The 20,704-nt window shown below is 64.5% G+C and carries 16 protein-coding genes; 9 read left to right on the plus strand and 7 right to left on the minus strand.

The genetic code is table 11. The annotated features are described in order from the left end of the window. On the plus strand, positions 1-216 hold a 216-nt coding region (locus ACFFWD_RS12105; protein WP_376965246.1), incomplete at its 5' end, for a hypothetical protein. A 9-nt stretch (positions 217-225) separates the two neighbouring features. On the opposite strand, the gene ACFFWD_RS12110 is transcribed toward ACFFWD_RS12105, so the two are convergent. Both ACFFWD_RS12110 and ACFFWD_RS12115 read right to left on the minus strand, forming a co-directional pair. Continuing rightward, positions 226-1,107, minus strand: coding sequence for an NAD(P)-dependent oxidoreductase (locus tag ACFFWD_RS12110; protein WP_376965248.1), 882 nt, complete (start codon positions 1,105-1,107; stop codon positions 226-228). A gap of 36 nt (positions 1,108-1,143) precedes the next feature. Further along, positions 1,144-1,950, minus strand: coding sequence for an N-acyl homoserine lactonase family protein (locus ACFFWD_RS12115; protein WP_376965250.1), 807 nt, complete (start codon positions 1,948-1,950; stop codon positions 1,144-1,146). Positions 1,951-2,313: 363 nt separating this feature from the next. Here ACFFWD_RS12115 and ACFFWD_RS12120 point away from each other — a divergent pair, with 363 nt between their 5' ends. The 4 genes from ACFFWD_RS12120 (at position 2,314) to ACFFWD_RS12135 (ending at position 8,927) form a co-directional block, all read left to right on the plus strand. Next, on the plus strand, positions 2,314-3,795 hold the full coding sequence (locus ACFFWD_RS12120; protein ID WP_376965252.1) for a caspase family protein: 1,482 nt from the start codon (positions 2,314-2,316) through the stop codon (positions 3,793-3,795). 149 nt (positions 3,796-3,944) lie between these two features. Further along, positions 3,945-4,598: an OmpA family protein gene (locus ACFFWD_RS12125; protein ID WP_376965254.1), complete on the plus strand. Its 654-nt coding sequence runs from the start codon at positions 3,945-3,947 to the stop codon at positions 4,596-4,598. Positions 4,599-4,854: 256 nt separating this feature from the next. Beyond that, a complete protein-coding gene (locus ACFFWD_RS12130; protein WP_376965256.1) occupies positions 4,855-5,772 on the plus strand; it encodes an efflux RND transporter periplasmic adaptor subunit in 918 nt (305 codons plus the stop codon). Further along, a complete protein-coding gene (locus ACFFWD_RS12135) occupies positions 5,772-8,927 on the plus strand; it encodes an efflux RND transporter permease subunit (RefSeq protein WP_376965258.1) in 3,156 nt (1,051 codons plus the stop codon). Before ACFFWD_RS12130 ends, ACFFWD_RS12135 begins: the two co-directional genes overlap by 1 nt. Positions 8,928-9,266: 339 nt before the next feature. Here ACFFWD_RS12135 and ACFFWD_RS12140 read toward each other — a convergent pair whose 3' ends face one another. Further along, positions 9,267-9,941, minus strand: coding sequence for a Crp/Fnr family transcriptional regulator (locus tag ACFFWD_RS12140; protein WP_376965260.1), 675 nt, complete (start codon positions 9,939-9,941; stop codon positions 9,267-9,269). Positions 9,942-10,160: 219 nt separating this feature from the next. Between ACFFWD_RS12140 and ACFFWD_RS12145 the strand changes: the two genes are divergently transcribed. The 4 genes from ACFFWD_RS12145 to ACFFWD_RS12160 all read left to right on the plus strand — a co-directional run bounded on the left by ACFFWD_RS12145 (position 10,161) and on the right by ACFFWD_RS12160 (position 15,791). Next, entirely contained in the window at positions 10,161-12,200 is a 2,040-nt protein-coding gene (locus ACFFWD_RS12145) for an AsmA family protein (protein WP_376965262.1), read from the plus strand. Between the two features lie 138 nt (positions 12,201-12,338). Continuing rightward, positions 12,339-14,762: an adenylate/guanylate cyclase domain-containing protein gene (locus tag ACFFWD_RS12150; protein WP_376965264.1), complete on the plus strand. Its 2,424-nt coding sequence runs from the start codon at positions 12,339-12,341 to the stop codon at positions 14,760-14,762. Between the two features lie 405 nt (positions 14,763-15,167). After that, complete coding sequence (locus tag ACFFWD_RS12155; protein WP_376965266.1) at positions 15,168-15,377, plus strand: cold-shock protein; 210 nt, start codon at positions 15,168-15,170, stop codon at positions 15,375-15,377. 165 nt (positions 15,378-15,542) lie between these two features. Further along, on the plus strand, positions 15,543-15,791 hold the full coding sequence (locus ACFFWD_RS12160; protein ID WP_376965268.1) for a hypothetical protein: 249 nt from the start codon (positions 15,543-15,545) through the stop codon (positions 15,789-15,791). Positions 15,792-16,535: 744 nt separating this feature from the next. Here the strand turns inward: ACFFWD_RS12160 and ACFFWD_RS12165 are convergent. The 4 genes from ACFFWD_RS12165 to ACFFWD_RS12180 all read right to left on the minus strand — a co-directional run. After that, on the minus strand, positions 16,536-17,360 hold the full coding sequence (locus ACFFWD_RS12165) for a DUF4357 domain-containing protein (RefSeq protein WP_376965276.1): 825 nt from the start codon (positions 17,358-17,360) through the stop codon (positions 16,536-16,538). Further along, the gene (locus ACFFWD_RS12170; protein WP_376965270.1) at positions 17,360-17,767 is read right to left on the minus strand and encodes a type II toxin-antitoxin system VapC family toxin; all 408 of its coding nucleotides are present in this window, start codon (positions 17,765-17,767) and stop codon (positions 17,360-17,362) included. The genes ACFFWD_RS12165 and ACFFWD_RS12170 overlap by 1 nt, the downstream gene beginning before the upstream one ends. Further along, positions 17,764-18,024 (minus strand): antitoxin, encoded by a 261-nt coding sequence (locus ACFFWD_RS12175; RefSeq protein ID WP_376965272.1) that lies wholly within the window; start codon positions 18,022-18,024, stop codon positions 17,764-17,766. The genes ACFFWD_RS12170 and ACFFWD_RS12175 overlap by 4 nt, the downstream gene beginning before the upstream one ends. A gap of 40 nt (positions 18,025-18,064) precedes the next feature. Beyond that, on the minus strand, positions 18,065-20,704 hold a 2,640-nt coding region (locus ACFFWD_RS12180; protein WP_376965274.1), incomplete at its 5' end, for a type I restriction endonuclease subunit R.

Here is a 20,704-nt window from a genome sequence, read left to right on the forward strand (position 1 = left end):
CGCGAGCCTTGCGGCGCACTTGCGCCGCTGGGCGAGCCTCGAAGGATGCACGGCCCCAGTTGGGCCGTCGTGCTTCGAGACGCGCGTTCCCCGCTCCTCAGCATGACGGTGATGGAGTTGAGCAGCTTTCTCATCGTCATTGCGAGGAGCAAAGCGACGAAGCAATCCATCTCTCGGCAAGCAGGGGTATGGATTGCTTCGCTTCGCTCGCAATGACGGGGTGAGCTACGCCCCGTCGAGATGCTTCGCGATCACCGGGAAGTAATTGTCCTTCGATCCCGCATCGATCGCTTCCTGCAGGATGGTGCCGACCAGCTCCGCGCCGCGGATCTTGATGCCGGTGTCATCAGCCAGCTCGAGCGCATAAGAGAGATCCTTCAGCGCGTAATCGGTCGAGAAGGCGCGCTCCGGAAACACGCCTGGCACGATCGCCTTCATGCCGTGGTTGCGCAGCGCAAAGCTGTCCGCCGAGCCCTTTGACAGCGTCTCCAGCAGCAGTTTCGGATCGACACCGTTGCGCTTGGCGACCGCGACCGCTTCGGCCAGCGCGTTCACGGTCTCGAACAGCACCATGTTGTTCAGGATCTTGGTCACCTGCCCGGCGCCGACGTCGCCGCAATTGGTGACGTCGGTGGCAAAGCAGCGGATCAGCGGTTCGATCGCGGCATAGAGCGCAGGCACCGCACCGACCATCACGCTGAGCGTGCCGTCCTGCGCCGCCTGCCGGGTGCGTGCGATCGGTGCGTCCACCCAGGCTGCGCCCTTTGCCCGCAACTGCCCGGCAAAGTCGCGGGTCTGGCTGACCGAGGAGGTGCCGAGATCGACCACGACCTGACCGCTCCTGATGTTCTTCAAGATGCCGTCGCCTTCGAACACCGCGCGCACATGCTTCGCGCTCGGCAGGCACAGGAACAGCACCTCGCACTGCTTGATAACCTCGGCCACCGTGTCGGCAACCTCGGCGCCTTCGGCGCGCAACCGCTGCAGCGGCTCGGCCGCGAGATCGAAAACGATGACGCGCTTGCCGCTCTTCTTGACGAGATTGCGGCAGATCGGCTCGCCCATCACGCCGAGGCCGATGAAGCCGAGAGTCTTGATGTCAGTCATATCTTTCGAACCTGCTCCTGCAAAATTACTTCAGATTTACTTGGCGAACGACCGCGACGGCGCGAGATGCAAGGCGAACGCATCGACCTTGTCGCTGGCGCGCGGATAGATCTCGCTCACGATCGGATCGTGGCCGGGGATGAAGCGGTCGGGATGGCCAGCGAGCCGCTCGACGGTCTCCCAGCCCTGTGCCATGTCGCCGACATTGTAGACGATCGGGAACGGACTGCGCTTGTGCAGGTTCGCGTAGTAGTGCGCGGCGTCGGACGCCAGCACGACCGGGCCGCGCGCGGTCTCGACCCGCACCACCTGCAAGCCGTCGGAATGGCCGCCGACCCGGTGCACGGTGACACCAGGCGCGACCTCACCCTCGCCGGAATGGAAGGTGACACGCTCGCCATAGACATGGCGCACCATCTGCGTGACGTGCTCGACCGAGAACGGATGCCGCAGCATGCCGTGGCACATGCAGCGACCGGTCGCGTAGCTCATCTCGCGGTCCTGCAGATGGAATCTCGCATTCGGGAAGCGGTCGAGATTGCCGGCGTGGTCGTAATGCAGATGGGTGACGATCACGTCGCGGATGCTGTCGGCGCTGACGCCGAAGCGCGCCAGCGCATCGACCGGGTTGAGCGTCAGCTTGCGGGCGCGCGCCTTGGCTTCATCAGCATTGAAGCCGGTATCGACCAGGATATCGCGGCCTTGGCCGCGGATCAGCCAGACGAAATAATCGAGGTCTTGCGCGGTGGTGTCGTGCGGATCGGGGACCAGGAAGTTCAGGTGAGGGGTGCGCGGCGACATCGTCGCATAGCGGAGCGCATAGATTTCGTAGGCGTTTCCCATCGGTTTCGCTCTTCTTGGAGTGGTTGGCCGTCCCGCGCACCAAGCCATTGCTCTGCACAAAGGTCAAACCGTGGAGACCGTGACAGGCGCATGACAGCGCAGGCTCTGTGAGAGTGGTCACATTACAAGCGCGCGGGAATCTGCACCATGCGCGGGCGACGACGGCGTCGCGGACACGATCATGGGCCTGCGCCGGACCGCGTCGTCGTGATCAATTGTCGCAATTAGCGATGACATCGCAAGCGGTTGACGGGGTATGGCAGTGGTTTGATAATGGGTTTTCGCTAGAGTAAGGTCGCCGAGGCGCAAGCTGGAATCGGCGCCATTTCATTTGGAATGCCGCGATCTGGATTTGCCGCGATCATGAAAATTCGCCTTGCATTGCTCGCCACGTTGATTTTTGCGATCGCAGCGCCCGCCCCCTCCCTTGCAGCCGGCGAGCGTTTCGCGCTTGTCATCGGCAACGCCAAATACCCGGACGCCGATGCGCCGCTGAAGGAGCCCATCAACGACGCACGCGACGTGGCTGACGAGCTCAAGCGCGACGGCTTTCAGGTCGATGTCGGCGAGAACCTGACCGGCGACGCCATGCGCCGCGCCTTCGACAAGCTCTATGCCAAGATCAAGCCGGGTTCGGTCGCGCTGATCTTCTTCTCTGGCTACGGCATCCAGTCGAGCCGCCAGAGCTACATGATCCCGGTCGATGCCCAGATCTGGGCCGAGCCCGACGTCCGCCGCGACGGCTTCAGCCTCGAAACCGTGCTCGGCGACATCAACAGCCGCGGCGCCGGGGTGAAGATCGCATTGGTCGACGCCTCAAGGCGCAACCCGTTCGAGCGCCGGTTCCGCAGCTTCTCGGCGGGCCTTGCCCCGGTGATCGCGCCGAACGGGACGCTGGTGATGTATTCCGCCGCGCTGTCGTCGGTGGTGTCGGACAATGGCAGTGACCACAGCCTGTTCGTGAAGGAACTGCTCAAGGAGATCCGCACCCCCGACCTGATGGCGGAGGAGACGCTGAACCGCACCCGCGTCGGCGTCACCCGCGCCTCGCGGCAGGAGCAGGTGCCGTGGATATCGTCCTCGCTGGCCGAGGACTTCTCCTTCCTTCCGGGTGGCACGCCACGGCCCTCCGGCCCGTCGACCGAGGCGGCAACCGCGCCACCCGCTCCGCCGCCGCCGCCGGCACCGCCGGCCCAGACCACAACGGCCCCGCCACCGGCGCCGCCTGCTCCGCCCGCGCCACCGGCCAAGCCGGCCGAGGTTGCGCTGCCACCGCCGCCCCCTCCGGCCCCGACCGTCGTCCAGCCTGCGCCGACCACCCCGGCCAGCCCGACCGTCCTTGCGCTTGCCGACGACCCGACGATCAAGAGCCTGACCGCCAAGCTCAACGACAATCCGGACGACGGCGCCGCGCTGTACCGTCGCGGCCAGGTCTATGCCAGCAAGGGTGCCTACGACCTCGCGATCAAGGATTTCACCAATTCGCTGCGGCTGAACCCGAAGGATGTCGAGGCCTATAACAACCGCTGCTGGGCTCGCACCGTGATCGGCGACCTGCAGGCCGCACTGAAGGACTGCAACGAGGCGCTGCGGTTGCGCCCGAATTTCGTCGACGCACTCGACAGCCGCGGGCTGATGAACCTGAAGAGCGGGCAGAACAAGAACGCGATCGCCGATTTCGACGCCGCATTGAAGATCAACCCGCGACTGACCTCCTCGCTGTACGGGCGGGGACTAGCCAAGAAGCGCAACGGATCGGTCGCGGAAGGCGATCTCGACATTGCCAATGCCAAGGCGATGGACCCGAATATTGTGAAGGAATTCGCCGATTACGGGGTGCAGTGACGGGTATTTGAGGCGCTGCCCGCGGGCCTCCTCGAACCGCCGGTGGAGCCGGCCGACTAATCAGAGGGTGCATGCCGGCGCCGCGTGCCGGCTATCGATTTGAGTAATTATTTGGAACCGCGCGGAACACGCGCAGGAGGGACCGAGAGATGTTCAAACCGTCCGCAAATCTGACCGCCGTCCTTTCGATCGTGACCGTCGGCACCGCGCTGTCGTTCGGCACGCTCGCGGTCCGGGCCGGCGACAATGTCACCGAGGACCAGATCATCAAGGCGCTGACATCAGACAAGAAGCCGCAGACCCGCGGGCTCTCGACCGGACCGCAGACCTCGCCCGGTCTGAACGCCGACCAGGCGAAGTTCGTGGAGAGCGTCCGCGGTCGCGCCTCGCGCTCGCTGTCGACAGCCGAGCGCGAGGAGATCGCAACCATCGTCAAGGACAAGCCGAAGATCGATCTCGAGATCAACTTCGACTACAACTCCGCCAATATCAACGCGAAGTCGCTTGCCTCGGTGCAGGCGCTCGGCCGCGCACTGTCCAACCCCGATCTGAAGGGCTCGACCTTCGTGGTCGCCGGCCACACCGACGCTGTCGGCGGTGAGGCCTACAACCAGGATCTCTCCGAGCGTCGCGCCGACACCATCAAGCGCTACCTCGTCGATAAATACAGCATCAACGGCGCCGACCTCGTCACCGTCGGATACGGCAAGAGCAAGCTGAAGGACCCGAGCCAGCCTTTCGCGGAAGTGAACCGCCGCGTTCAGGTCGTGAACATGGAAAACAAGGCCACCGCGTCCAAGTGATATCCAAGTGATGGTCGTGGCGTGGCGTGATTTTTTGAGGTTAGAATGCGTCTCGCACCCCGGTGGGACGCATTTGTTTTTGGGATAGAACCCGGAGGCTCCCTCGCAAGGGGAGCCCTGAGTAACCTGCTTCAGATGACGTCAGACCATGATCCGGAAGTATGGTAAGGGCCTTCCGCAGGCTCGAGCAACAAGGACCCCGGCGGGATGACCTTTCCAGCGATCATGACGCACCACGTTCTGGATTGATCCGGCGATGAACCTTTCGCAATATCTCAAGCCTGCGCTCGGAACAGTAGTCTTCGTCGCGCTTGGCGTCGCCTATTACGCATTCGAGCATCGCTCCCATCCGGAAGAGAAGGAAACGCCGGGGCAGGCGCTCGTCGTGGTGACGAAGTCGACCAATGCGTGCTTCTCCGACATGGTCCGCGTCACCGGCTTCATCGTGCCGCGCCGCGAGGCGCAGGTCGGCGTCGACCAGGAGGGCTCCAGGGTCACCGACGTGTTCGTCCGCGAAGGCGATACGGTCACCGAGAACCAGGAACTCGCGCGGCTGACCCCGCCGCCGCAACAGGCGGCTCAGGCCAACGCGCGGCCGATCTCGCTGCGCGCACCGGCCGCGGGCCTCGTCACCGAAGTGCGCACCGCGGTCGGCGCCCCGGCCTCGCCACAGGCCGGGCCGATGTTCCGCATCTCGATCAACAACGAGATCGAGCTCGAGGCCGAGGTGCCGAGCTTCCAGCTCTTGAAACTCAATCCCGGCGCGACGGTGCGGATCAGCCGTGACGACGCCCCCGACATGGTCGGCAAGGTCCGCCAGATCTCGCCGCAGATCGATCGCACCACCCAGCTCGGCCGCGTCCGGATTTCGCTCAACAACAATCCGACGCTGAAGGTCGGCATGTTCGCGCGTGCCAATATCGACGCCAAGCGCTCCTGTGGCGTCGCCGTGCCGCGCACCGCGATCGACCGCCTCACGCTTCAAGTCGTGAAGGGAAACACCGTCGAGACGCGCAGGGTTCGCGTCGGACTGACGTCGGACACCTCAACCGAAATCCTGGAAGGCCTCGACGTCGGCGAAATCGTCGTGGCCGACGCTGGCACCTCGCTGCACGACGGCGACCAGATCAAGACCACGTTCGCCGACGAACTCGATCGCACGCGGGCACGCTAATGGCTTTGAACATCTCGGCATGGTCGATCCGGAACCCGCTTCCCTCGATCGTCTTCTCGATCATCCTGCTCGTGCTGGGCTGGGTCTCCTTCACCAAGCTCGCGGTGACGCGACTGCCGAGCGCCGACATTCCGGTGATCTCGGTCGCGGTCTCGCAGTTTGGCGCGGCACCGTCGGAGCTTGAATCGCAGGTCACCAAGACGATCGAAGACGGCGTCTCCGGCGTCGAGGGCGTTCGGCACATCTCCTCGTCGATCACCGACGGCCTGTCGCTGACCACGATCCAGTTTGCGCTGGAGACCAACACCGACCGCGCGCTCAACGACGTCAAGGACGCGGTCACCCGCGTCCGCGCCAACCTGCCGCAGAACGTCACCGAGCCGCTGATCCAGCGCGTCGACGTCATCGGCCTGCCGATCGTGACCTATGCTGCGATCTCGCCCGGCAAGACGCCGGAGCAGCTGTCCTATTTCGTCGACGACGTGGTCAAGCGCGCGCTGCAGGGCGTCCGCGGCGTCGCCCAGGTCGAGCGCATCGGCGGTGTCGAGCGCGAGATTCTGGTCTCGCTCGATCCCGACAAGCTGCAGGCGGCGGGGCTCACCGCGGTCAATGTCAGCCAGATTCTGCGCGGCACCAATGTCGACGTCGCCGGCGGCCGCGCCGAGATCGGCAAGAACGACCAGGCGATCCGCACGCTCGCCGGCGCCAAGACGCTGAACGAGCTCACCGGCACCATGATCCCGTTGTTCGGCGGCGGCGAGGTGCGGCTCGACGACCTCGGCACCGTCACCGACACCATCGCGGACCGCCGCACCTTCGCCCGCTTCAACGGCGAGCCGGTGGTGGCGCTCGGCATCAAGCGTTCCAAGGGCGCCAGCGACGTGGTGGTCGCGGCCGCCGTGCAGAAGCGCATCGATGCGCTGAAGGTCGCCTATCCCGACGTCGACCTCAAGCTGATCGACACCTCGGTCGAATTCACCAAGGGCAATTACGAGGCGGCGATCTCGACCCTGTTCGAGGGCGCGATCCTCGCCGTCATCATCGTGCTGCTGTTCCTGCGCGATATCCGCGCCACCATCATCGCCGCGATCTCGCTGCCGCTGTCGATCTTCCCGGCGTTCTGGGCGATGGACCTGCTCGGCTTCTCGCTCAACCTCGTCTCGTTCCTCGCCATCACGCTGTCGACCGGCATTCTCGTCGACGACGCCATCGTCGAGATCGAGAACATCGTGCGCCACATGCGGATGGGCAAGACGCCTTATCGCGCCGCGCTTGAAGCAGCCGACGAGATCGGGCTTGCCGTGATCGCGATCTCGCTCACGATCATCGCGATCTTCGCGCCCGCAAGCTTCATGTCCGGCATCGCCGGGCAGTTCTTCAAACAGTTCGGCATCACGGTGTCGGTGCAGGTGTTCTTCTCGCTGCTCGCCGCGCGCTTCGTGACCCCGGTGCTCGCCGCCTACTTCCTCAAGCATCATGCCCATGACGACCCGGCGCCCGGGCGCATCCTGCGCAGCTATCACAGCATCGTCGCCTGGTCGGTGAAGCACTATTTCGTCACCGTGCTGATCGGCTTTGCGATCTTCGCCGCCTCGATCTGGAGCATCACGCTGTTGCCGCAGGGCTTCCTGCCGGCGCAGGACACCGCGCGCTCGCTTCTCGCCATGGAGCTGCCGCCGGGCTCGCAGCTCGCCTATACCGAGAAGGTCACGGAAGAAATCGTCGCGCGCCTGCGCAAACGGCCCGAGGTGCGCAGCGTGTTCGTCGACGGCGGCCGCGTGCCGCCCGGCACGCAGGAGGTCCGCCGCGCCGCGCTGATCGTCAACTACACGCCGAAGCGGGATCGCAAGATCACCCAGCGCGAGCTCGAGCTTGCGATCGGCAAGGAACTCGAGAACGTGCCCGACATCCGGTTCTGGTTCCTCGACGAGAACGGCCTGCGCGCGATCTCGCTCGTCGTCACCGGCACCGACAGCAACATCGTCAACAACGTCGCCAGCGAACTCGCGACACAGATGAAGCGGATTCCGATCATTGCCAACGTGATCTCGGAGACCGCGCTCGATCGGCCCGAATTGCGCATCCGGCCGCGCGCGGAGCTTGCCGCGCGGCTCGGCGTCTCGACCGAGAGCCTGTCGCAGACCATCCGCGTCGCCACCATCGGCGACGTCGGCCCGGCATTGGCAAAATTCGACGCCGGTGATCGCCAGGTGCCGATCCGCGTCCAGCTCGAGGACAATGCGCGCAGCGACCTGCAGATGCTCGAGCAGTTGCGTGTGCCGCTCGGCCAGCGCGGTGAGCGCGGCGGCGTGCCGCTATCTGTTGTCGCCGACATCCAGCTCGATCAGGGTCCGACCAGCATCAACCGCTACGACCGCGAACGGCAGGCCACCGTCGCCGCCGATCTCGTCGGCAATGCCGCACTCGGCGACGCCACCAAGCTGATCTACGACCTGCCGGTGATGAAGAGCCTGCCGAAGGGTGTGAAGGTCAGCCCGTCGGGCGACGCCGAGAGCCTGAACGAGCTGTCGGAGGGCTTTGCCACCGCGATCACCGCCGGCCTGATGATGGTCTATGCCGTGCTGGTGCTGCTGTTCGGCACCTTCCTGCAGCCGATCACCATCCTGTTCTCGCTGCCGCTGTCGATCGGCGGCGCGATCGGGGCGCTGCTCTTGACCGGCAAGCAGCTCACTACGCCGGTCTGGATCGGCATCCTGATGCTGATGGGCATCGTCACCAAGAACGCCATCATGCTGGTGGAGTTCGCGGTGGAGGCGATCCGCGGCGGCAAGAAGCGCGACGAGGCGATGATCGACGCCGGCATGAAGCGCGCGCGCCCGATCGTGATGACCACGATCGCGATGGCCGCCGGCATGATGCCGTCGGCGCTCGCCTTCGGCGCCGGCGGCGAGTTCCGCTCGCCGATGGCGCTCGCCGTGATCGGCGGCCTCCTGTTCTCGACCGTGCTGTCGCTGGTGTTCGTGCCGGCCATGTTCATGGTGATGGACGACATCGGCGCGCTGATCTGGCGCTTCGGCAAGCGGCTCATCGTTTCCCATGCCGATCACGAACTCGCACCTGGTGAGCACTCAGCGGAGCCACCGGCCAAGAGCACGCCGGCGCCGCCGACCGTGGTGTCACCGGCGGCGGAGTGAGTGCGCTGGCGCCCTATCGGTTCTGGTTGAATCAGAACCGATGTTCTCGATCCTAGTTTGACGCGTGTTCCCGCGAACCGGCATCCACCTCGCTCGAAGCGCGACGGGTCGCGCGGCCCAGGAATCAAAACCCCTGCGGTCCTTGGGAGACAGCAGGGGTTTGCAGGTGGATGGCGTGAGGCCAGCAAGGCTGGGTGTCACCCCAAGGACCCGCTGCTTCGGATGAAACCGATCCCGGCCGGTTCCGGCAAGCAAGTCTTTTGGGCAGGTTCTGCCCGCGTGTATACGCGGCCGACCCCGCAACGAAGTTTCGTGAGCCCGCGCGTCGCGCGGGCGTTGCTAATCGTTGCGCGCCACCGCGGTCAGCTTGTTCATGTTGTGCAGCAGGATACGGCCGCGCTGCAGGTCGAGGATGCCATCCTTGCGCCAGGCCTGGAGCTGGCGGTTGACGCTCTCGCGCGCGGCGCCGACGAAAATGCCGAGCTGCTCCTGCGAGATGTGCACCTCGGAACCGAAATCCTCCGACAACGCGCACAGCCGCCGCGCCAGCCGCACCGGCAAGGGCTGCAGCACGGACTCCTCCATGCGCTCGCTCTGCCAGCGGATGCGCTGGCACAATAGTTCGATCAGCTTGACGGCGACCTTCGGCTCACGCTCGAGGAAGGCGAGGAAATCCTCCCGCCGCAGCACGAACAGCTCGCTCGGCTCGCCCGCGGTCGCGTCCGCGGTGCGATCCTGACCGTCGAGCACCGCGACCTCGCCGAACAGGTCGCCGGGCCCCATGAAATTCAGCGTCAGCCGGCTGCCGTCGGAAGCACCGGTCTCGATGCGGATCTGGCCACGGCGGACCCCGAACAGGGCGTCGCCGGCATCGCCCTTCTGGAACAGCACCTCGCCGGGCGCCAGCTGCCGGGTGTGGCAAAGGCCCGAAAGCCGCTGCAGCTCGTCCGCGCCGAGATCCGCGAACATCGGGTTCATCTTGAGAATGACCGCAAATTCGGCCTGTTTGCTCATTGTACTGCCTTCCAAGTCAATCCCAGCGGCCCGCCGCGCCGGTTAGCAAAGTTCACCCCAATGGAAGTGTGTGATAGGTCACATAAGTTCATGCGGGCGGCACATTATTTTTCGCCGCATTGGAGCCGGGTTGCGTTTGCGGGATAATCTCGCGCGACCGGTTATTCCCATCGGAGATGGAACCGGTGTTATGCCGCTTGCCCGGTCTGGAACGACGACATGAGAGCACTGAAATTCGCCGGGGCCGCCATCGCCGCCGTGATCGTGATCATCGCGCTTGTGGCGGTGATCGGCATTCCGTCGACCTTCCTGACCTCTGTCGTCAAGGAACGGGTGGAGCGCGAGACCGGCTTTAGACTCGCGATCAATGGCGGCGCCAGGATCGGCATCTGGCCGAGCGTCAACGTCACCCTGAGCGACATCGCGCTGCAGGACCCGAAGGACCGCGAGATCAACAATCGCTTCACCGCAAGCAGCATCCAGGCCGACATGACGCTGTCGAGCCTGTGGTCGGGCCGGCCCGAGATCACTGACCTCGTGATCGTGCGGCCCGTGGTCAACATGCCCTTGCAGCGCGAGCGGACGCGCGACAACAATCCGCCGGCGAAAGCGACCGCGTCCAGCGATGGAGAGACCATCGCAATCCGGCATGCCAGCGTCACCGGCGGCACCATCGTGTTCTCCAACATCCGCGACCGGGTCGAGAACCGGATCGAGACGCTGAATGCCGACGCAACCGTCGGCGCCGACCGCAAGGTCGTGATCACAGGTAACGCCCGCGCGAGCGACAAGCCGCTCAAATTCGAGATCAGGGCCACCGCACCGCCACCGCCGCTGGAACGGCAGAGCGTGCCGACGGAATTCAACATCGACGCGCCCGGCCTGTTGCCGGCGCCGATCGCGGCGCGAGCCGAGGTGCGGCGGAACGGCACGGTCGCGATGTTCAACGGCGTCTCCGGCACGCTCGGCGACGGCGGCTTCACCGGCTGGGCCTCGGTCGATTTCGCCAGCAACAAGCCGCTGGTGAAGCTCGATCTCGATTTCCAGCGCATCACGATCGCGACGACGCCGGCAGAGCCCGGTACTGCGTCCCAACCTTCGGGCTCCTCTTGGAGCAATGCCTCGATCGACCTCACCGGGCTCAACTATGTCGACGCGCAGGCGCGGATCTCGGCGGCGGAGCTCGTGATCGGCGACGGCCGCTTCGCGCCGGCCGCGATCGACGCCAACCTCGCAAGCGGCGTGCTGAAGGGCCAGCTCACCAATCTCGGCGCCTATGGCGGCACCGCCAATGGCGACCTCAGCATCGACGCCACGTCGGCCAATCCCAGCTACGCGCTGCGGCTTGATCTCGCCGGCGTGCGCGCGCTGCCGGTGCTGAAGAGCCTTGCCGAGTTCGACAAGCTCGACGGCAGGATGCAGGCCAAGATCACGCTGCGCGCGCAGGGCACGAGCGCGCGCGCCATCGTCGCCAATCTGGGCGGCACCGCGTTTGTCGTGTTCCAGGATGGCAAGATCCTCGGCCTCAACGTCGCGCAGATGATCCGCAACCTCACCGCCGGCACGCTCTCCGGCTGGCAGGCGAGCGAGGAACTGTCGACCGACCTTTCCCAGCTCGCAGCCTCGTTCAAGGTCGACAAGGGCCAGGCCGTCACCACCGACCTCAATTTGATCGGCCCGCTGGTCAAGATGACCGGCGCCGGCACCATCGATCTCAACACCAAGCAGATCGGCTTCCGCGTCGCGCCGCAGCTCGTGATGACGACCGAGGGCCAGGGCCGCACCGGCAACCCGGTCGGCTTCGGCATCCCCGTGATGATCGAGGGACCGTGGGCCGGCCCCCGGATCTATCCGGAGATGCAGGGCATCCTCGACAATCCCGAAGCCGCCTATGCAAGGCTGAAGGAGCTCGGCAAGGGCCTGTTCGGACCGAACGGCCAGGGTCTGAAGGACGGGCTCAGCGGGCTCGGCGGTCTCATCAACGGCGCACAGGGCGGCGGCAACGCCCCGCCCGCGGCCCCCAATAGCGCTCAGAGCAACCCGCTCGGCGGCGAGCTCGGCGAGACCATCGGCAATCTGCTGCAGCAGGGCTTGAGCACCCTCAACCAGGGCAATGCGTCGCGGCCAAGCCAGGGTCGGAACCTCTCGCCGTCTCCTCAAGCCGCGCCGCCGCCCGCAGCCCCTGCCCCATCCGACACCGCCGCCCAGCCGGACAATCCGGCGATGAACGACGTGCTGCGTCAGCTGTTCAATCGCTGATAGTCCCGAAACCGCCCCTCCAAATCCGCGGCTAACCATGCCCCCCGAGGCCTCAGCCTCGGCCCCCCGATCCGTGCTAGAACCAGCGGCAGGATACTGCAGCGCACCCGGCGTGTTTGAAGGGGCGGACGAGAGCCAATGAGCGGGGTGAAGGACACGGTCTGGTTCCTGCGCGGAGGCCTGTTCGCCAAATACGTCCTCGCGCTGGTCGGCCTTGTCGTGTTCGTGCTCGCGGTCAACGGCGCGCTCGAGACCTGGATCAGCTACCGCGGCATCAAGACCACGCTGATCGATGCCATGGGCGAGAAGGCGGATGCCACCGCCAAGCGCATCGAGCAGTCGATGTCCGACCTCGAGCGGCAGATCTCCTGGGTGACGCGCGCCTCCTCCGACAAGCTCGACCTGCGCCGCGCGGACTACACGCAGCTCCTCAGACAAGTGCCGCAGGTCAGCCAGCTCTCGCTGCTCAACCCGCTGGGACGCGAGCAGCTCCGCCTGACGCGGCAGACCACGACTATCGGCAGCAACGCCGATTTCTCCCGCGATAACAGCTTCACCGAAACCACCGCGCGCGGCACGAGCTTCGCGCCGGTCACCATGCGCGACCAGCGGCCGTTCATGTCGATCGCGCTGCCGCATGCCGATGGCAGCGTCACGGTGGCCGAGATCGATCTTGGCTTCCTCGGCAGTTACCTCGGCGATTCCCAGGTCGGCAGGCTCGCTCTCGCCTATGTGGTCGATCCCAGGGGCCGCGTACTCGCGAGCTCGTCGAAGGGTCCCGACGTGGGCAAGGACCTCTCCGCGCTGCCGCAGGTGGCATCCGTGCTCGCGCCCGGCGGCGGCGCGGTCGCCTCCGGCAGCGACGGCGACGGGCATGCGGTGCTGACGACCTCGCGCGCGGTGCCGCGGCTCAACTGGCACGTGTTCTTCGAGCAGCCGACCGCGCAGGCCCTGATCCCGATCCGCGACCAGCTGGTGCGCATCGCGCTTTTGATCTCGCTCGGCCTCGTGGTCGCGATCATCGCCGGCACGATCCTGGCGCGGCGCATGCTGGTGCCGATCACGGCGCTCCGCACCGGCGCGCGACGCCTCGGCGCCGGCGATTTCGCCCATCGCATCGAGGTGAAGACATCGGACGAGCTCGAGGAGCTCGCCGGCCAGTTCAACAGCATGGCCGGGCAACTCGCGGAGACCTATTCCGACCTCGAATGGAAGGTGAAGGAGCGCACCCGCGACCTCGCGCAATCGATCAACGAGCTGAAGGTGCTGGAGGAGGTCGGCCGCGCGGTCGCCTCCTCGCTCGATCTCAACGCCGTGCTGCCGACGGTCGCCGCCCGCGCGCTCGAGATCACCCACGCCGACGCCGTGCTGATCTATGGCTATGACGCCGATGTCAGCAGCTTCAACCTGACGCAGTCGATCGGCATCGATGGCGATGCCGAAGGCCGCCACCGCGCGATCCCCGAAGCGAACAGCCCGCTCGGCGAGGCCGCCGCGAAAGGCGAGCCGCTCGCTTTCCCCGATCTGGCACGCGACACCGATCATCCGCTGCGCGATGTCGTTGTCAGCGCCGGCTTCCACTCGGTGCTGGTGGTGCCCTTGGTCGACCAGCAGGGCGTGCTCGGCGCGCTGGTGGTGCTGCGCAAGACGGCCGGCGATTTTCCGGCCAGCCTGATCGGCCTGATGAAGACCTTCGCGCACCAGGCGGTGCTGGCGATGCGCAATGCGCGGCTGTTCACGGAGGTGGATCACAAGAGCCACGAACTGGAAGAGGCCAATGAGACCGTGCGCGCGCAGGCCGACAAGCTTCGCGAGCAGACCGAGGAGCTCAAGGACTGGAACAAGTCCTTGGAGGCGCGGGTCGAGACGCAGCTTGGCGAGATCGAGCGCATCCGCAGGCTCGAGCGCTTCCTGGCGCCGCAGGTGGCGCAGCTGATCGCCTCCTCCGATGGCCATGCGGGGCTGCTCGACAGCCACCGCCGCGAGGTGACGGTGGTGTTCTGCGACCTTCGCGGCTTCACGGCTTTCACCGAGACCACCGAGCCGGAGGAGGCGATGAACGTGCTGCGCGAATATCATGCAGCGCTCGGCGAACTGATCTTCAAATACGAGGGCACGCTCGACCGCTATGCCGGCGACGGCGTGATGATCCTGTTCAACGCGCCGATACAATTCGCCGACCACACCGCGCGCGCGGTGAAGATGGCGGTGGAGATGCGCGACACCATAGGCCGCCTCACCGAGCGCTGGCGCAACCGCGGCCACAATCTCGGCTTCGGCATCGGCATCGCGCTCGGCTACGCGACGCTCGGCCAGATCGGCTTCGAGCAGCGGCTGGAATACGCCGCGATCGGCAGCGTCACCAACCTGGCCTCGCGCCTCTGCGACGAAGCCAAAGCCAACCAGATCGTCGTCAGCCGCCGCGTCTACGGCATGGTCGAGCCTTTTGTGGAGGGCCGCGCGATCGACGATCTGATCCTGAAGGGATTCAACCACCCGATCCTGGCCGCCGAGATTTTGCGCTGGAAGGGCGAGCCGAGCGCGGAAGCGGCGGCGGAGTGAGCAAGTCGTCGCGACCGTGCGTTGCGACTTGCGATGTCAAACAGCAGCACGCTGGCCTCGAAAGTCACCTCGCCCCGCGTGCGGGGAGAGGTCGACGCGCAGCGTCGGGTGAGGGGCACTCTCCGCGAGCGGAATGCGTGGAGACAGCCCCTCACCCCAACCCTCTCCCCGCAAGAGCGGGGCGAGGGAGCGGAATCCCGTCGTCTCCGCCACTCAACTGCCGACCCTTTCACCGGGAACCCGCTCCCCGCCCGCGCCTTGTATTCGCGGGAAACGTGTATATATTACCTCCATTCGATTTGCCGTTGCGCCTTGTTGAATGGTCCCATCGGCCCTTTCCCAAAGAACATCGCCAGTTGAATTGGTGACGCGTCCACCACGCGATATGCGCTTTGGAGAAGAAACGTGGCGACAGGTACAGTGAAGTGGTTCAACGGCCAGAAGGGCTTTGGCTTCATCGCCCCGAGTGATGGCAGCAAGGATGTGTTCGTTCACATCAGCGCAGTCGAGCGTGCCGGGCTTTCCGGCCTCGCCGAAGGCCAGAAGGTCTCGTTCGAACTGAAGACCGACAAGATGCGTGGCAAGACCAGCGCCGAGAATCTCGAGCTGATCTAAGCCGCTCGTTTGAGCATGATCTTTCCGGAAAACCGCTACACACTTTTCCGGATCATGCCATGTCGTCATTCCACGGATGTACTGGAATGACGATTTGGCCCGCTCGATCGTAAAGGGTTGAGCGGGCTTTATGCGTTTCGTTTTGCCGATGAAAGCAGGATGCCCATGGCCGCCATGAAGCCCGATCCCTCACCCGCGAGCCTCGCGAAAGCTCACCGCCAGCGGCTTGCCGCCGAGGAAGGCGCGCGTGCGATCGCCGAGGTCGAGCGCGAGGCGATCGCGATCCGCAAGAACATGGAGCGCCTGCGCGCGCTGCGCGAAGCCCGGGAAGCCGAAGCCGCCGCCCACGCCGCGTCCAATCCGTCCGCGCCCGCCGTCAAGAGCGCCCGGCGCGTGAAGCGCATCGTGCGGTGACGCGTTTCTCGCGCCGTCATTGCGAGAAGTCGTTTCTGATTCAGTTTTCAAACAGCAGCACGCTGGCCTCGAAAGTCACCTCGCCCCGTTCTTCGCGGGGAGAGGTCGACGCGCAGCGTCGGGTGAGGGGCTCTCTCCGCGAGCACAGCATTCACCGTCCACGCGGCGCCGCCCCTCACCCCGACCCTCTAAGAGCGAGCTCCGCTCGTCTCGACCCCGCGAAGAGCGGGGCGAGGGAGAAAGAGGACACACGCCCGCAGTCCCGCGGCGCGACGCGCCCGAGTCCTGCGAACCGATCCGCCCTTGAAAGAGATCAGAGGGCGCGGGGAAGGCCGGGCGCCGATTGCACCCGCGGGTCCCGTGCAACAAAAAGCACGGGGGTAGGACCACAGGTTCAACCGGAAACATCCGGCCTTCCCCGCGCAATGGTTTTACGGCTTATTTCGCGCTCTCCTCGGTGAGACCAGGCTTGTTTGTCACCGTCATCCCCGGGAAGCCTCAAGCTTCACCAGGAAGTCAGCACCAGCCACTGGGGCGCCAGGACCACGCGACTTCGCCGTCCGCGGGACAAGCGCATTCGTCTCACGCGCCGCTCACGTCCACCGCATCCCGCCGCACGTTCGTGACGATCGCGATACGCCCCTCTGGTCGGGCGGGACGGGGCGAGTTGTAGGCGTGATTTGGGGGAGGAGTCAAGGATAATTCTGAAAATCGGAAGCATAAAGGCAGATCGAAATGGGCACGTCAGCCGGCCGCCGCAAGCTGACGCGCTTCCCACTCCTTGTACGTCAGACCATCCACCGTTTTCCACTCGACCGTCCCATTTGCGGGACGTCCATTGACCACGGCGGCTGCGGCGCTTGGGCTTTTGAAGGCATAGTTCTTAGTGAACACGTTCACTGCTCCTTGCGGCTGGAGCACGCCCTCATTGCGAAGCTCTTGATGAAGCTGGCCGTAACTCGTCATCTCGGAGCCCACCCCTTCCCATGCGAGTCGCGCGAACGATCCGGCCTCGACAACGAACTCTCCATCGACCAAGACGGCGTTTGCCTTGAGGCCGTGCTTCTTTGTCTCAAGGATGAACTCCGCGGATGGCGCCTTCGCAGTTGGCGCCACTTTGGGCGTCGGTCTCGTTCGCTGGATAAACAGGTCAACTCGAACGGCTGGCAGAATGATCAGGATATTCTCCAAGAATGCTTCCATCTTGGAGATATCCGCCTCGCTTAGCCCCGGATAGATGCAAGCACGTCCAAGTGGCGACGCCATACGCGCAATGAGAACATCATTCTCGCGCAAGTATGTACACCTCAGACGCCGCGCAGTTTCCTCCGTAAGAAAGCGATTCGATTTGTTGAGAAACTGTCCCTCTCCGAGGTCGGCAAGCTGAATCAGACGAACCCCTCCATTTGCGTCCTGATCCTTAGATTCGACCCAGTCACCATCCACCATTAGCCCATCTGCACCGATTAGGTCGGCAAGCTTCGCCAACTCCCAGCCCGCGGGAAGCTGCCACGGCTCCTGCATCCCCACGACGAAACCCGCTTTCTTGGCCTGAGAACCGCCTTCCATCACGCCGCCCAATCCATCACAATCAGTCCTGGCACGCGTGAAAATTCGCGCGTATTCATCGTCACCAACGTTGCGCCACGTCGGCGCGCTTGCGACGCAATAAGACAGTCATATGCGCCGATTGGCGTCCCTTTACTCTCCAGATGCGCACGAATGTCGCCCGCATGAGCGGCATCTTCGCTTTCGAAGGGAAGGACCGCGATTCCCGGCGCCAGAAACTCCGCCAGCAGACGTTCGGCCTCGATGCGCCTGTCGCTGCGCGCGTAGCCGTAGCGCAACTCGAACAGCGCAATCACCGGAAAGCCGATCTCCGTCCCCAGCCGCAACTGCTCTGCCAAGCGATGCCGGACCGAAGGGATGCGGCGGTTCATGACGTAGATTGCAATGTTGGTATCGAGACAGATCATTCGTCGAAGAACACGCGCGGATCAGGTTCGGCGGGCGCTTCGTCCGGAATACCTTCGGGCAGGAAGTCCTGCCCGCCGAGTTCGTCGAGCCGCGCGAACCACGCGTCCACGTCGAACGGCTGCTTCTTGATCGGTTCGAGGATCACCTTGTCACCGATCTTGCTCACGCGCACTTCGGTTCCCTCGAAGCGAAACTCCTTGGGCAGGCGCACGGCCTGGCTACGGCCGTGCATGAAAATCTTGGCGGTCGCACTCATGATCCGCCTCCGTCATTTTGATAGATACCAATGATATATATCATGCGACGAGCGTATCCGTCAACTCATCGAGCAACGCCGGCAACCGCGCCCCGAACAGCGCCCGCGCCCGGACCACGCCACCGCGACTGGAAAATTCCGGGGCCTCCATCATGTCCTCAGGCCTGATCTCGATGTTGACTGCGAGATGATCGCGGATCGCCATCAGCCAGGCCTTCTGCTCCTCGGTGTAGGTGCGGCCGGCCTTCTCCTCGCGGCCGAGCCAGAGATTGAACCGGCCGGCGACGATCGACGGCAGCGGTTCCAGTGTTTCGGTCTGCGACAGCGCGTAACGCACCAGCATCACGATGTCGGCGAGCGTGCCGGCCGGATTGCCCTTCACCTTGTCCGATGACAGGCGCTTGTAGGCGCGCCAGATGTCGACGGGTTCTAACAGCCAAGGCGGGCGACGCAACGCTTCGCGCAAATCATCCACGGCTTCGTAGGTCAGCCGACGCCCCGCGTAAGGCAGATGGTAGAGAATCTGCAACGCGGTGAGTTCATTGCGGCGCTCCTCCAGGAACCGCTTGAAGCGATCGACCGTGTCGGTCGCCTTTCTCTCGTCCCACCCGGAGGAGACGACGGCGTCCGTGGAGATGGTGTCGATCCTGATATCGGCGGCGGCCTTGACGTCCTTCAGCAGGCGCCGTAGGGCCGGATCATCGAGGATCGCGGCGGCTTCATCCTTCGCCTTGTCACGCACCGCCTTCTGTTCCGCGTCCGGCGCGTCACTCGGCACGCGTGCGGCGAGCGCGTCCGGATCGATCGCGTTGAGTAGGCGCGCGGCAATGCCCGGCAGGTCGGCACCACCGGACGCTTTGACGATCGCTACACGATCCTTCTCGCCGATCCGCCTGTCGAGCGCGGCGAGGCGGGCCGCTAGCGTGGCAAAGGCGTCGTCGTCACGCCGTCCGGCCGCGATCTCGTCGATCAGCCGGTCAAACGAGACCGCGCGATCGCGCTCCAAAGGCTGCGAGATGGTTTTCAAGCTCTCCGATACGCCTACGGCATCAATCAGCACGAAGCGTGTCTTGGCCTCGGCATCGGGTGTGACCTCGCGCAGCTTCTCCGCGGAAATGGTGCGCGCGCCGCGACCCTTCATTTGCTCGAAATAGAGTTCCGACTTGACGTCGCGGAGGAAGATCAGGACTTCGAGCGGCTTCACGTCGGTGCCCGTTGCGATCATATCAACCGTGACAGCGATTCGTGGATTGTAGTCGTTGCGGAACGCACGGATCAGCGCTTCGGGATCACCGCCATCCGTCTTGTAGGTGATCTTCTTGGCAAAGTCGTTGCCCTTGCCGAAAACCTCACGAACGATCTGCGTGATCTCTTCGGCGTGGTGGTCGTCCTTGGCGAAGATCAGCGTCTTCGGCACTTCTTTGCGACCAGGGAATAGCTCAGTGGACAGCGAATCGCGGTAAGTCTCCAGCACCGTACGGATTTGGTTGGGCACCAGCACCGTGCGATCGATCTGGTCTGGCGTGTAGCTGAAATCCGCCTCCAGCTTTTCATATCGTTGAACCCGCGTGCGCTTGTCGCGCACCGGGAGATCATAGCCCGCTCTTACGGTCCCGCCGCGCTCGCCAATTTCGGTGCGGATACGGAAGATATCGAAGCCAACGTTGACGCCGTCGACGACGGAACGTTCGTACGGGTACTGCGCGACAAGGTTCTTGCCGAAGAAGCCGAGTGTGTGCAGCGACGGCGTTGCAGTGAGGCCGACCGTGAACGCATCGAAATATTCGAGCACCTGCCGCCAGGCACCGTAAATCGAGCGATGGCACTCGTCCGTTATGACGAGGTCGAATGTCTCGATCGGGATCGATGGGTTGTATGCGACGAGCCGCTCGGTCTCAGTATTCGGCAGTTCGAAGGACGAGGCCTCCTCATCCTCCTCGGAGAGCTCCTTGCCGGTCAGGACGGAATAGACACGCTGGATCGTGGCGATCACGATCTCAGCATCCTTGTCCAGTCCGGCGGCGCCGAGCTTCTGAACATTGTAGATTTCGGAGAACGACCGGCCGGTGCCGGGCGGACGATAGGCGAGGTATTCATCGCGGGTCTGACGCACGAGATTCGCACGGTCCGCAAGAAACAGGATGCGCTTGAAGCCGGCATGAGCGAGCAGCCGGTAGCTGAACGTGCACGCGGTGAATGTCTTGCCGGCGCCGGTCGCCATCTGCACCAGCGCACGCGGATGATTCGCTGCCATCGAACGTTCGAGCTCAGAGACGGCCTCGACCTGACACGCCCGGAGTCCGTCGGTCAGGAGATCGGGCATAGCCTGCAGCCGACCGCGCAATGTGGCCGGCTCCTTCAGCCAACGTCCCAAGGTCTCCGGCCGATGGAAAGTAAAGACTCGGCGCGAGACCGGATCAGGATCGGCGTGATCGCGGAATATCGTTTCGGAGCCGGATGCGACGTATTCGAAACGAACCTGCCCCGGCTCGCGCACCAGATGTTTCGGCATGCCGGCGATATAGCGGGAGGCTTGTTCGGAGAAACCGGAAAGCGTGCTGCCTTCGGACTTGGCCTCGATCACGCCGCAAAGCGTTCGGCCGACGAACAAGCCGTAGTCGACTAGGACCAATCCACATTCAGGATTCCCATAGCTGAATGATGCTGAATCAATGCGTTC

The organism is Bradyrhizobium erythrophlei (assembly GCF_042430365.1).
Classification (GTDB): domain Bacteria; phylum Pseudomonadota; class Alphaproteobacteria; order Rhizobiales; family Xanthobacteraceae; genus Bradyrhizobium; species Bradyrhizobium erythrophlei.